8 protein-coding genes and 1 pseudogene are annotated in these 12,711 nt (G+C 60.8%); 6 read left to right on the top strand and 3 right to left on the bottom strand.

Going from position 1 to position 12,711, the window contains the following annotated elements:
• Window positions 1-68: 68 nt before the first annotated feature.
• Window positions 69-446, bottom strand: coding sequence for a nitrite reductase small subunit NirD (nirD, locus tag AAEO81_RS23925; protein ID WP_341959505.1), 378 nt, complete (start codon window positions 444-446; stop codon window positions 69-71).
• Window positions 443-3,004 carry a nitrite reductase large subunit NirB gene (nirB, locus tag AAEO81_RS23920; protein ID WP_341959504.1) on the bottom strand — a complete coding sequence of 854 codons (2,562 nt, stop codon included), beginning with the start codon at window positions 3,002-3,004 and terminating at the stop codon, window positions 443-445. The genes nirD and nirB overlap by 4 nt, the downstream gene beginning before the upstream one ends.
• A gap of 651 nt (window positions 3,005-3,655) precedes the next feature.
• Between nirB and AAEO81_RS23915 the strand changes: the two genes are divergently transcribed.
• From AAEO81_RS23915 to AAEO81_RS23890, 6 genes are all read left to right on the top strand, one after another.
• Window positions 3,656-7,456, top strand: a complete 3,801-nt coding sequence (locus tag AAEO81_RS23915; RefSeq protein ID WP_341959503.1) for a bifunctional nitrate reductase/sulfite reductase flavoprotein subunit alpha — start codon at window positions 3,656-3,658, stop codon at window positions 7,454-7,456.
• A gap of 260 nt (window positions 7,457-7,716) precedes the next feature.
• Window positions 7,717-8,679, top strand: a complete 963-nt coding sequence (locus tag AAEO81_RS23910) for an IS110 family transposase (RefSeq protein ID WP_341958274.1) — start codon at window positions 7,717-7,719, stop codon at window positions 8,677-8,679.
• Between the two features lie 260 nt (window positions 8,680-8,939).
• Window positions 8,940-9,725 (top strand): FKBP-type peptidyl-prolyl cis-trans isomerase, encoded by a 786-nt coding sequence (locus tag AAEO81_RS23905; protein ID WP_341959502.1) that lies wholly within the window; start codon window positions 8,940-8,942, stop codon window positions 9,723-9,725.
• Window positions 9,726-10,140: 415 nt separating this feature from the next.
• Complete coding sequence (locus AAEO81_RS23900) at window positions 10,141-10,590, top strand: YkvA family protein (RefSeq protein ID WP_341959501.1); 450 nt, start codon at window positions 10,141-10,143, stop codon at window positions 10,588-10,590.
• Window positions 10,591-10,860: 270 nt separating this feature from the next.
• Window positions 10,861-11,208, top strand: a complete 348-nt coding sequence (locus AAEO81_RS23895) for a helix-turn-helix transcriptional regulator (RefSeq protein WP_341959500.1) — start codon at window positions 10,861-10,863, stop codon at window positions 11,206-11,208.
• Window positions 11,205-11,579, top strand: a complete 375-nt coding sequence (locus tag AAEO81_RS23890; protein ID WP_166593390.1) for a hypothetical protein — start codon at window positions 11,205-11,207, stop codon at window positions 11,577-11,579. The genes AAEO81_RS23895 and AAEO81_RS23890 overlap by 4 nt, the downstream gene beginning before the upstream one ends.
• Window positions 11,580-11,651: 72 nt before the next feature.
• Here the strand turns inward: AAEO81_RS23890 and AAEO81_RS23885 are convergent.
• Window positions 11,652-12,610 (bottom strand): annotated as a pseudogene (locus AAEO81_RS23885) (EAL domain-containing protein); the annotation flags it as partial.
• Between the last annotated feature and the right edge of the window lie 101 nt (window positions 12,611-12,711).

Below are 12,711 nucleotides of genomic sequence, written 5' to 3'. Positions count from 1 at the left end.
CCTACGCCTTCGGCAGAAGCAGATCGATGTGCGCACACGCTCGCGTTTGATTCTGGCTAAAGGCTGCGTTACCCCACATCCACTTCCACCACATCCCCCGACAATCTGACCGGCCACGTCCGCAACTTCAGCGCCGGGTCTTCCAGGCATGTGCCGTCGTCCAACCGATAATGCTGCTTATATAAAGGTGAGGCGATCACCAGATCCCCGGCCAGGCTGCCGATCAATCCGCGTCCGATCACGTTCACGCCCGACACCGGGTCGCGGTTGTCCACGGCGAACAACTGCGGGGTGCCGCTGATGGAGGCGACGTACAGCAGCGCCACTTGCACGTTGCCCATCAGCGCCACGACGCCGGAATTGAGCACCAGATCCTGACGAGCGCAGACGGCGCGCCAGGCCTGGGTGTGCGAAAGGTCTTTCATCGACGCGTGGACCTGGTTCATCGTGCGATCTCCTCGACAGGGATAAGGTTGAGTTCGTGGCTGCGGGCCGGGCGACGCTGGCTGCGTTCCTTGACGAAATGGATATCCGGATCGGCGCTCTTGTCGTTGACGAAAGTGCGAAAGCGCTTGAGCTTTTCCGGGCTCTTCAGCGCATTCGCCCATTCGCATTCATAACGATCGACCACCAGCTGCATTTGTTCCTCCAACTCGACGGCCAACCCCAGGCTGTCGTCGATGACCACGGCTTTCAGGTAATCCAGCCCGCCTTCAAGCGATTCGCGCCAGACCGACGTGCGTTGCAGCTTGTCGGCAGTGCGGATGTAGAACATCAACACCCGGTCGATGTAGCGAATCAGCGTCTCGTCATCCAGGTCCGTGGCGAACAGCTCGGCGTGACGCGGGCGCATGCCGCCGTTGCCACACACGTACAGGTTCCAGCCGTTCTCGGTGGCGATCACGCCGATGTCCTTGCTCTGGGCTTCGGCGCATTCGCGGGTGCAACCCGATACGGCAAACTTCAGTTTGTGCGGCGAGCGCAGGCCCTTGTAACGGTCCTCGATGCGCAACGCCATGCTCACGCTGTCCTGCACGCCATACCGACACCATGTACTGCCCACGCAGGACTTCACGGTGCGCGCCGACTTGCCGTACGCATGCCCGGTCTCGAACCCGGCGGCGATCAGCTCGGCCCAGATGTCCGGCAATTCATGCAGCTGCGCGCCAAACAGGTCGATGCGCTGGCCGCCGGTGATTTTGGTGTACAGGTCGTATTTCTTTGCCACCGCACCAATCGCCAGCAGACCGTCCGGGGTGATTTCTCCCGCCGGGATGCGCGGGACCACCGAATAGGTGCCGTTCTTCTGCATGTTGGCCATGAACGTGTCGTTGGTGTCCTGCAACGGCACCAGGGATGGGTCCATGATCGGCTTGTTCCAGCAAGACGCAAGGATCGAGCCGACCGCTGGCTTGCAGATGTCGCAACCAAGATGGCCTTTGCCGTGGAGAGCTAGCATGTGCTCGAACGTCTCGATGTTTTCCACCCGTGCGAAGGCGTACAGCTCCTGCCGGGTGTAGGCGAAGTGTTCGCACAGGCTCTTGTCCACGGCCACGCCACGGGCCGTCAGTTCGTGTTCGAAGACACTTTTCAGCAGCGCCGCACACCCGCCGCACCCGGTCGCCGCCTTGGTGCAGGCTTTGAGTCCGGCGAGGTCGGTGCAGCCGCCGTCGATGGCCGAACAGATCGCGGCCTTGCTGACGTTGTGGCAGGAGCAGATGGTCGCGGTGGCGGGCAATGCGTCGGCGCCCAGCGTCGGCACGCCTGCGCTTTGCGGCATGATCAGGCTCGACGGGTCGGCAGGCAGCTTGATGCCGTTCTGCGCGTATTGCAGCAGGGTGTCGTAATAGCTGTTGTCGCCCACCAGCACGGCGCCGAGCACCTGTTTGCCATCGGCGGAAACCACCAGACGACGATAACTGGCCGTGGCTTCGTCGATGAAGCGGTAGCTGCGTGCGCCGGTCAGCGCGCCATGGGCGTCACCAATCGAACCGACGTCTACGCCCAGCAGCTTGAGCTTGGTGGACATGTCGGCACCGAAGAATGGCTCGGCGTCCAGATCGCACAATTGCGCGGCGACATTGCGCGCCATCTGATACCCCGGCGCGACCAGGCCGAACACGCTGCCGTTCCAGGCCGCGCATTCTCCGATGGCGAATATGTCGGCATCGCTGGTGCGGCAATGTTCGTCGATGGCGATGCCACCCCGTGGACCGAGTTCCAGCGCGCAGTGGCGGGCGAGGGCGTCTTGCGGACGAATGCCTGCGGAAAATACGATCAAGTCGGTTTCGAGAAATTCGTCGCCTGCGAAATTCATCCGATAACGGTACTGCTCACCCTTGCTGATCGACTGCGTGGCGCGGGAAAGATGCACACCCACGCCCAGAGCTTCGATGCGGGCTTTCAAGGCCGCGCCGCCGAAGTCGTCCAGTTGCACCGGCATCAGGCGCGGGGCGAATTCGACGACGTGGGCTTCCAGACCCAAGGATTTCAGCGCGTTCGCGGCCTCGAGGCCGAGCAAGCCGCCGCCCACCACCACCCCGCGCTTCGCCTGACAGGCAGCGGCGCGAATGGTGTCCAGGTCGTCCAGCGTGCGATAGACCAGACGCGAATGACCCTCGGCGCCTTCGATGGGCGGCACGAAAGGGTAAGACCCGGTCGCCAGCACCAGCTTGTCGTAGCCGAAGCAACCTTGGGCGGTGATCACCTCGCGGCGCACCCGGTCAATCTCCAGCACCGGCACGCCCAGATGCAGGGTCAGCCCGAGCTGTTCATATAACGAGGCGTCGCTCAGTGCCAGCGACTCGGCATCCCGACCGCCGAAATACTCGGACAGGTGCACGCGGTCGTAGGCGCGCTGGCCTTCCTCGCCGAAGACGTGAACGCGATAGCGCGAGAGGGCACCGGCGGCGATCAGTTGCTCGACGCAGTGATGACCGACCATCCCGTTGCCGACCACGATCAGGGTTTGCAGATCATCAAGCGAGGCGACAGTAGTGTTCATATCGATTCCCGGCCTAAGCCAATCAGGTTTTTCAAACGCAAAAAAAGGCGCCCGGAACCTCTCGGTTCCAGGCGCCTTTGCCTGTTCTTTATGGGTTGTCGCGACAGCGGTGTCGCCGGCAACGTGCTGAGCCCGGCGGCAGATCGTCGTTGACCCGCCAGAGCCGCCAGCCGCGCATGTGTGGCTGGACTTGGAAGGGATGTAGCAATGGGTGTGCCATACCGCTGGCGCAGGGACGGTTGTAGGAGCGCGGCTTGTCCCGCGATCTGGCGCGCAGCGGCAGCAAACCCGGCCAATACGGTGTATCTGACAGGACAGAGTCGCCAATTTTCACGTCGACTGCGTCGCCGATCGCGGGACAAGCCACGCTCCTACACGGTGATCGACCGGCACGCAATCGGTGCGATTTCGCCCCAATCGCCCCAACCTGTGGCAGCACGCCGTGCCCGCGGCAGCACGCCCAAAGCCTCCATCGCCGAGCGCCTGCGCCCCTCCCGGCGATATTCAACCCGCTGGCCTGTCCCTTGCAATGTCACCTGCAAAGGCAATCAACGCAGATTGCCGTCCTTCACGACAAAGGCGCCGTGTACTCCCCGTTCTAAAGACGGAGGAGGACAGGGCGCCTTTTTTTTGGCCTCGGGAAACGTGCAGATGGCGAGCAGCAGCGTGCGAAGTGTGTGTCCTTATTGCGGCGTCGGCTGCGGCATCGTCATGCAGGTCGAAGATAACCGCGTGATCAAGGTCAGCGGCGACAAAGACCACCCCACCAACCACGGTCGCCTGTGCACCAAGGGCACCACCTGCGGCCAGGCGATTGCCGAATCCGGACGCATGGAGTCAGCTTACCTGCGTCACGAGCGCCGCCAAGACCCCGTGCGCACACCCATCGACGTGGCGATCCGCGAAACCGCTCAGCGCCTGCGCACGATCCTCGATCGCGACGGTCCGGACGCGCTGGCCTTTTATGTCTCCGGGCAAATGTCCCTTGAAGCGCAATACCTGGCCAACAAACTGGCCAAGGGTTTCGTGCGCACCCACAACATCGAGTCCAACTCACGGCTGTGCATGGCCAGTGCGGGCAGCGGGTACAAGCTGTCGCTGGGCGCCGATGGCCCGCCCGGTTCCTACGACGATTTCGATAAGGCCGACCTGTTTTTCGTGATCGGCGCGAACATGGCCGACTGTCACCCGATCCTGTTCCTGCGCATGATGGATCGGGTCAAGGCGGGGGCGAAGCTGATTGTCGTCGATCCCCGTCGCAGTGCCACGGCGGACAAAGCCGACCTGTTTTTGCAGATCAAGCCGGGGACTGACCTCGCGTTGCTCAACGGCCTGCTGCACCTGCTGTACGAAAATGGCGATATTGATGCCGACTTCATCGCGTCCTATACCCAGGGCTGGGAGGCGATGCCATCGTTTCTGGCCGATTACACGCCCGCCCATGTGGCGCGAATGACGGGACTGGCCGAGGCCGATATTCGTCAGGCGGCTGCGATGATCGGCCTGGCGCCGGACTGGATGAGCTGCTGGACCATGGGCCTGAACCAGAGCACCCATGGCACCTGGAACACCAACGCGTTGTGCAACCTGCACTTGGCGACCGGCGCGATTTGCCAGCCGGGCAGTGGCCCGTTCTCCCTGACCGGCCAGCCCAATGCCATGGGCGGTAGGGAAATGGGCTACATGGGGCCGGGACTTCCCGGACAGCGCTCGGTCCTCGTTGAACAGGACCGTTCCTTTATAGAAGCGCTGTGGTCGATCCCCCAGAGTAGCCTCGGCCAGACCGTTGGCGGCGGCACCATCGATATGTTCGAGCAGATGCGCGACGGCGCGATCAAAGCCTGCTGGATTATCTGCACCAACCCGGTCGCCAGCGTCGCCAACCGCGCTACGGTGATCGAAGCGTTGCAGTCTGCCGAATTGGTCATTACTCAGGACGCCTTCCTCGACACCGAAACCAACCGCTACGCTGACATTCTTCTGCCGGGCGCGCTATGGGCAGAATCCGAAGGGGTGATGATCAACTCCGAGCGCAACCTGAACCTCACGCAAAAGGCCGTCGATGCGCCGGGAGAGGCCTTGCCCGACTGGCAAATCATCGCCCACGTGGCCTGTGAAATGGGCTTTGCCGACGCCTTCGGCTACACCTCGGCGGAAGACGTGTTCGAGGAAATCAAACAGGCCTGGAACCCGAAAACCGGCTACGACATTCGTGGCGCCAGCTATGCGCGCTTGCGCCAACAGCCACTGCAATGGCCCTGCGCGCCGGACGACCCAGGCACCCGCAACCCGAATCGTTACCTAAACGATGGCGTCAGTCAGACGCTGAAACAGGACGAGAGCGGCCAGCGTCCCGCCATTGTGTTTGCCACCGAAAACGGCAAGGCGGTGTTTCTGCCGCGTCCGCACATGCCGCCCGCCGAACTGCCCAACGATACCTTTCCGATGGTGCTCAACACGGGCCGCGTGCAGCACCAATGGCACACGCTGACCAAGACCGGCAAGGTCGCGACCCTGAACAAACTCAACCCCGGCCCCTTCGTCGAGATTCACCCGGACGACGCCGCTGCGTTGGGCATCGCCGACAAGGATGCGGTGGAAATCCGCTCAGCGAGAGGCCACGCCGTGTTGCCCGCCGTGATCACCGACCGCGTGCGTCCCGGCAATTGCTTCGCGCCGTTTCACTGGAATGACGTGTACGGTGAACACCTCGCTATAAACGTTGTGACCAGCGACGCCATCGACCCGATTTCCCGGCAGCCGGAATTCAAGTTCTGCGCGGTTGCATTGAAAAAGGTCGAGCTGATCGGTCATCGCTTTCTCGACCTGCCGCAGACAGAAGATGACGCCGTGGACGAGGCTGAGGGCGAGCCACTCTTGACCCTGTTGTGGGCCTCGCAGACCGGCAATGCCGAGACGTTGGCCAAAGGTTTCGGCTCACGTTTGCGCTCGGCAGGCGTGCCGGTTCAAGTGTCGGCGATGGACAGTTTTTCGGCGAAGCGCTTGGGTGAAGTCAGCAACATCGCGCTGATCAGCAGCACCTTCGGCGACGGCGACTCTCCAGACAACGGCCAAGGTTTCTGGCAGGCCCTGAGTGCGCAACAACAGCGACTGGAATCGCTGCGCTACGCCGTGTTGGCGTTGGGCGATCCGAGTTATGACCGCTTCTGCCAGCACGGTCGGAATCTTGATCAGCGCTTGTCGGAACTGGGCGCAACGCCGCTGGTGAACCGGGTCGATTGTGACGGGGATTTTCAGGCGTCGGGCGAAATGTGGTTCAAGGCATTGCAGCAGGCGCTGGAGCTGGAGCTGCCTGCTGCCGAGGTGCAGGAAACGATCAGCGATCAGCCGACTCGCACACGTCCTCATTACGCCCGGCTCTCGATCAATCGGCGCTTGAACGGGCAGGGCGCAAGCAAAGACACGCGCCAGTTCGCGCTCACGCTCGGGGATTCGGGCATGACCTATGAAGCGGGCGATGCCTTGGGTGTGTGGCCGCGCAACTGCCCTGCGCTGGTCGATGAAATGCTCGATCTCACACAGCTCAAGGGCGAGCAAGCGGTGCACGTCGCCAAGGCCGGGGAGGTTTCGCTGCGGCACGCGTTGACCGAGCATCTGGAAATCGCCCGGCCCACTCCGGAGATGCTGAATTTCATTGCCGAGCGCAGCGGCAGTCAGGAACTGAAGGTCCTGCTCGGTGAATCCCTCAGGGGCGAGCTGAAAAGCTGGTTATGGGGGCGGCAGCTCGCAGATGTGCTGCGCGAATATCCGATCCAGTGCTCAGCGCAGGCGCTACTGGAACAGCTCAAACCTTTGCAGCCGCGCCTGTATTCCATCGCCTCCAGTTCAAAAGCCCATCCCGACGAGGTCCATCTGACGGTGTCTGCGGTTCGGTACGGCCAACGCAAAGGCGTGTCCTCGACCTTTCTCGCCGATCGAGCGGACGCCAGCCCGGTGCCGATTTTCCTGCAACCGACGCAGCACTTTCGCCCACCCCGCGACGGCGATGTGCCGATGATCATGATCGGACCGGGCACCGGCGTGGCGCCGTTTCGGGCTTTCCTGCAAGAGCGGCAGGCGAGAGGGGATCGGGGCGCCAACTGGCTGTTCTTCGGCGAGCAGCACGCGGCCACCGATTTCTACTACCGCGATGAACTGCAAGGGATGCAAAAGGACGGGCTGCTGACCCGACTCAGCCTGGCTTTTTCCCGCGATCAGGCCGAAAAAATCTATGTCCAGCACCGCATTCGGCAACAAGGCGCCGAGCTGTGGCGCTGGTTGCAGGAGGGGGCACACCTTTATGTCTGCGGTGATGCCACGCACATGGCCAAGGATGTCGATCACGCCTTGCGCGACGTCATCGTGACGCAGGGTGGGATGAGTGAAGAGCGGGCCGTCGAGCACCTGCGGCAGATGGCCGAGCAGAAGCGCTACGTTCGGGACGTGTACTGAGGCCATTTATCAAAATGGTCAGCGCCAGCTCTACCGCTTTCGCCAGCAAGCCGGCTTGTATGTTTAGACTTGATGGGGTGGGAGGGACGGAAAGCCGAATCTGACTCTAGCCAGTACAGACCGTTGGGAGACTTCCAGCCCCACCCTGTCACCTACAAGCGCCGATATGGAATGCATCGGCCTGGACCGACGATAGAAGCAAGCCAGCGCTTACGGTGAACCCCCAGCAAGCTCTTCAACCCTAACTCGGAGGGTGTGACATGGCAATCCTTGATGCAGCGGCGATTGTGGGTGTCGATGTGGCGATGGCGGAACTTGTCACCGCTCAGCGTGGTGTGGATAAAACTCATTGTTTGGTCAATGAGCGAACTTCGATTCACCACTGGCTCAAGACATTGCCTCAAGGCAGTGCCATCGCCCTCGAGGCGACCAATACCTACCATCTGGACCTAGTGGAAATGGCCCATGACATGGGGCACCTGGTGTTTGTCGTCGATGCGGCACGCGTAAGCAAATATCGAGAAAGTCTGGGCAAGCGCGCCAAAACAGATGCGTGCGATGCACATCTGCTGGCTCGCTATCTGGAAAAGGAAGGTGACGAGCTGCGTCAGTGGAGCCCGCCACCCCAGTTGCACACCCAGCTCAAGCATCTGCTGCATCGCAGGGCCTCGCTGGTCAATAGCCAGACGTCACTGCGCCAAGGCTGGAAGGATGAAAAAGACCTCAGGAAGGGGTTCGAGAAGTTGATGCGTCGCTTCAGCCATCTGATCAAAGATATCGAGAAACAGCTCAAGCAAGTGCTGATCAAGTCCGGTGAAATGGATCAGGTCAAACGTTGCCAGGGCATCGAAGGCGTCGGGTTCCTGACCGCCACAGCGCTGTTTGCGGCATTCCTTCGAGGCGAATTCAAAAACGTAGATGCGTACATCGCCTATCTGGGGCTGGATTTGCGGGTGTCGGATTCCGGGAACAAATCCGGTCGCCGCCGGCTAAGCAAGAAAGGCGACCCCGAGGTACGCCGGCTAGGCTACAACGCTTCAATGGCCGCCTGCCGATCGGCGACATGGAAACCGTATTACGAGAAGAAAATAGGCGAGGGGAAAGCCAGAACTGAAGCGTTGACGATATTGAGCAGGAAGCTCGCAGGGGTGGCCTTCTCGCTGATGAAGAAACGGGAAGAGTACGACTCTACGAAACGTTTGGGGGTTGCCCCCCAAACATAGAATCTCCCACAGGTTGGGCAAGCAGTGGCTGAGTCTGGCGGTAGGCCCTGGACACCGCAAAAGGGCTGTGCCGACAATTACGCTTCCCAAGACCGCCTGAACCAAAACTGAACCGTTTTCTCGATAGAACGAGAAAACCTTTGGTTACCTGAACTTATCGACCTTTTCCCCCTCTCATGCCGGTAGCCATTGATCGCGGCGGCCTGATAAGCTCGCGGCTTTACTCGTTTGCCCTTTCGGCGCATGAACAAGGAAACAGGATGAAACAGCATCGGTTGGCAGCGGCGATTGCCCTGGTCGGTCTGGTACTCGCGGGCTGTGATAAGCAAGCCAGCACCGTTGAGCTGAAAACCCCGGCACAAAAAGCGTCCTACGGCATCGGCCTGAACATGGGCAAGAGCCTGGCTCAAGAAGGCATGGACGATCTGGATTCCAAAGCCGTAGCGCTGGGTATCGAAGATGCCGTCGGCAAGAAAGAACAGAAACTGAAAGACGAAGAGCTGGTTGCGGCCTTCGGCGAGCTGCAAAAGCGTGCTGAAGAACGCATGGCCAAGATGAGCGAAGAGTCGGCAGCCGCTGGCAAAAAATTCCTCGAAGAAAACGGCAAGCGTAAAGAAGTGACCACTACCGCTTCTGGCCTGCAGTACGAAGTCATCAAGCAAGCCGATGGCCCAGTACCCAAGCCGACTGATGTCGTGACCGTTCACTACGAAGGCAAGCTGACTGACGGCAAGGTGTTCGACAGCTCTGTCGAGCGCGGCAGCCCGATCGATCTGCCGGTCAGCGGTGTGATTCCAGGCTGGGTCGAAGGCCTGCAACTGATGCACGTTGGCGAGAAGATCAAGCTCTACATCCCGAGCGATCTGGCTTATGGCGCTCAAAGCCCAAGCCCGATGATCCCGGCCAACTCGGTTCTGGTCTTTGACCTGGAACTGCTGGGCATCAAGGACCCGGCTGCTGCTGGCAACGACGCCGCTGACGCAGCGGACGAGGAAGAAGAAGCTGCCCCGGCAGCCGAACCTGCCAAGCCTGCTGCCAAGAAGTAATCGATCCGTCGATTGCCGCTTGAACAGAAATGCCCCGTCTCGACGGGGCATTTTCGTTTTTGCCGAAAATAAATCGAACGGGGCAGGGAGAGGGCAGTCCCAATACCGTTGGCAGATGGAGCAATGTCGGCATTTGCTGAACGATGCGTCAGGTTTTTAACTGTCGTGGGTAGCCTCGGCGAACCCTCAAGTCAACGATTTTTTGCGTTTATTTATGTGAGTAAAAAACGCGCGATTTAAGGCAGAGCCCTATAAAACGGGCGTTTCAGCGCCGTAAACCGGCTCTGTTCACAAGGTTATCCACAATTTGTGTGGATAACCTTTTGTGCGTGATGAAGAGCGTTTACAGGTCGGGTTCTTCCATCGAGCGCGATGGGCCATTTGGTCGATTTTTATCGATATCGCTGGAGTGAATATGAAAGCACCCTGGAATTTCATTCGTTACCTGCCCATGGCCAAGCGGTTGATGGCAGCAGGTCGTTTGCCCGCATTGTTGTTCGCGGTGGCGGGTAAGGCCGCGAGCGATGGCAACCGGCTGGGCAAACTCAAGGACGACCTCAAGCTCTTGCAGGCCCTGTGTCTGGCGTACTGGCGCGGTGAGTACCGGGCCATCAGTGGCAAGGCGATTTTGTCGGTGGTGGCGGGGCTGATGTATTTTTTGAGCCCGTTGGACGCCATTCCAGACTGGATTCCGGGATTGGGCATGCTAGACGACATCGCGGTCCTGGCGTGGGTGATGAAGAGCCTGGAAGCAGAACTCAGCGCATTCCGCGCTTGGCGTGAGCGGCAGAGCCCGGAAAAGCTCGCCGTGGTCGGGCGTTTGCCCTCGACGCCGAAAGTGCTGGAGCAAGAAAAGAAAGACTGACAGCTGATCTGCTCCCGTCCGATCCACCTGTGGGAGCGAATTCATTCGCGAAGGGGTGCAGGCGATGGAGATGCGGCGTCTGTAAAACCGATTCGCGGATGAATTCGCTCCCACAAGTCAGCTCACCGGCATCTCAATCCCCCAAAACGTCGTTCATGAGAAAACTCTGTCGATCCCCCGTACGCCTTTGCCCCTCATCCGCTGGTAAGATGCCGCCAATACAGAGAAAAAGATTACAAGAAACGGCTATTCGTCCTACAGGGGGTGGTTATGGATCTTCAGGTTATTTCTCGCGATGGAGAGCCAGAATACGCGGTGTTGCCATGGGCGGAGTATCAGGCGCTGTTGAAGGCGGCGGGCGTGTCCCGTGCACCGGAGGCAGCCTCGTCCGACCAGTCTGCCGCGTCCGCCGATGCCGATTCGGATTTGCCCTCGTTCGACCAACTGGGGTCACTGCGCCAGGCCAAGGGTGTCGAGCTGGCCGTACTGGCCCGAGCGGTGGGGATCAGCCCTTCTTATCTGGAAATGATCGAAAGCGGAAACCGCGAGCCCGACGCCGCCATACAGCGCAGTCTCGCCTGGGAATTGGGCGTGCCGGGCTGGCGAGGTGAAGCATGAGCGTGCGCATCAGTCGTCAGCATTGGGAGGCGCTCCTGAGTGAGCTGGACCTCGCCCGTCGCCAACGCCATCTGGTCACCTACCGCGCCTTGCTTGAACGCCTGCAATTGCCGACTCCGGCGATGCAAACCCTGACCGCCGCCCTCGAACACCTCGCCGCCCTCGACGCCCGCGCCGAACAGCCGTTGCGCAGCTCGCTGGTCATCAGCCAGGGCGCCAGCCGTCTGCCGCGCACCGGCTTCTTCGAATGCGCTGAACGCCTCGGCCGCTTCACCGGCCCCTCCGACGGCATCGCTGCTGCTTCCTGGCACGCCGCTGAAGTCGTGCGAGTTTTTGAGTTTGAATACGCGGAAGAGGTCAAGCCGAGTTAGATCATCGCGGCCCGGCAGGGCGGCGTTCGCCATCGATCAGTGGCCCCATCAGGAGCGAGTGGTTACACGCAGGTCCGACAGCGCATTCCTATGGACGACGCCTACGGGGCGATGACCTTCATCCACGATGGCCAGGGCGTGCAGATCGCCATGGCGACGAAAGAGTTCCAACACATCAGCAATCGGCGTGGATTCAAGCACCACAGGTTGAGTGTTGAGCAGCAAATCGAGGTCGCCCACTGCGCCACTGAAACTCCCTGCGCTCGGACCGAGCATCGGCAGCAGCGCGCGAGCGTCGCGGGGTGGGTGTTCTTGCGGGCGGCACAGCAGATAGCCCTGCACCAGCTCGACCCCCATGTCGATCAGCACCTCCAGCTCTTCCTGCAACTCAATGCCTTCGGCGATCACCAGCGCGCGGGAGGCCTTGGCCATCTGCAGCATGGAGCCGACGAACTCGCGCTTCACGGCGTCCTGATGAATGCCGTCGATGAAGTGGCGGTCGATCTTCACGTAATCCGGGCGCAGCTCGGACCACAGGCGCAGGCTGGAATACCCCGCGCCCAGATCGTCCAGCGCGATGGAAAAACCCATGTCGCGGTAGTGATACAGCGCGTTGTAAAGGAGGCCAAAGTCGTCGGTCGGCGTTTGTTCGGTCAGCTCGATCACCACCTGACTCGGCGGAATGCCGTAGCGTTGCAACAGCTGCAAGGTGCGTCCCGGGGGTGCGAAGGCTCCAGCAGGGATTCGGGCGAGATGTTGAGGAACAGTTTGCCTTCCAGCTTCTGCTCGCTGAAACGTCGACACGCCGATTCGCGGCAGGCGAGTTCCAGCTCGCTCAGGCGACCGGTCTGACGGGCAACGGCGAACAGGCTGATGGGGGAGTGCAGGGCGCTGTTGGACGGGCCGCGGGTCAGGGCTTCGTAGCCAAGGATCCGGCGATCCGACAGCGACACAATCGGTTGGAACAGGCTGTGCAAGTCGCGGTGAGTCAAAATCGCACTCAAGGCGCTCAGCTGTTCGGTCACGGTCATGGCAATCTCGGGGCAAGAAAAAGGGGCTCGACGCCTGGCGCCGAGCCCCGTATTTCACGACAGATTCATGACTGTTTGATGACGCTTTGACATCACCCCGT

It is taken from the genome of Pseudomonas sp. RC10 (assembly GCF_038397775.1).
Taxonomy (GTDB): domain Bacteria; phylum Pseudomonadota; class Gammaproteobacteria; order Pseudomonadales; family Pseudomonadaceae; genus Aquipseudomonas; species Aquipseudomonas bambusae.
Note: the sequence above shows the minus strand (reverse complement) of the source record. Positions and strands in the feature narration are given on the sequence as shown.

Excerpts from the sequence above, each read along its gene's own strand:
- AAEO81_RS23905 (WP_341959502.1), top strand. The coding sequence starts at position 8,940 with ATGAAACAGCATCGGTTGGCAGCGGCGATTGCCCTGGTCGGTCTGGTA.
- nirD (WP_341959505.1), bottom strand. The coding sequence starts at position 446 with ATGAACCAGGTCCACGCGTCGATGAAAGACCTTTCGCACACCCAGGCC.
- AAEO81_RS23910 (WP_341958274.1), top strand. The coding sequence starts at position 7,717 with ATGGCAATCCTTGATGCAGCGGCGATTGTGGGTGTCGATGTGGCGATG.
- AAEO81_RS23890 (WP_166593390.1), top strand. The coding sequence starts at position 11,205 with ATGAGCGTGCGCATCAGTCGTCAGCATTGGGAGGCGCTCCTGAGTGAG.
- AAEO81_RS23915 (WP_341959503.1), top strand. The coding sequence starts at position 3,656 with ATGGCGAGCAGCAGCGTGCGAAGTGTGTGTCCTTATTGCGGCGTCGGC.
- AAEO81_RS23900 (WP_341959501.1), top strand. The coding sequence starts at position 10,141 with ATGAAAGCACCCTGGAATTTCATTCGTTACCTGCCCATGGCCAAGCGG.
- nirB (WP_341959504.1), bottom strand. The coding sequence starts at position 3,004 with ATGAACACTACTGTCGCCTCGCTTGATGATCTGCAAACCCTGATCGTG.
- AAEO81_RS23895 (WP_341959500.1), top strand. The coding sequence starts at position 10,861 with ATGGATCTTCAGGTTATTTCTCGCGATGGAGAGCCAGAATACGCGGTG.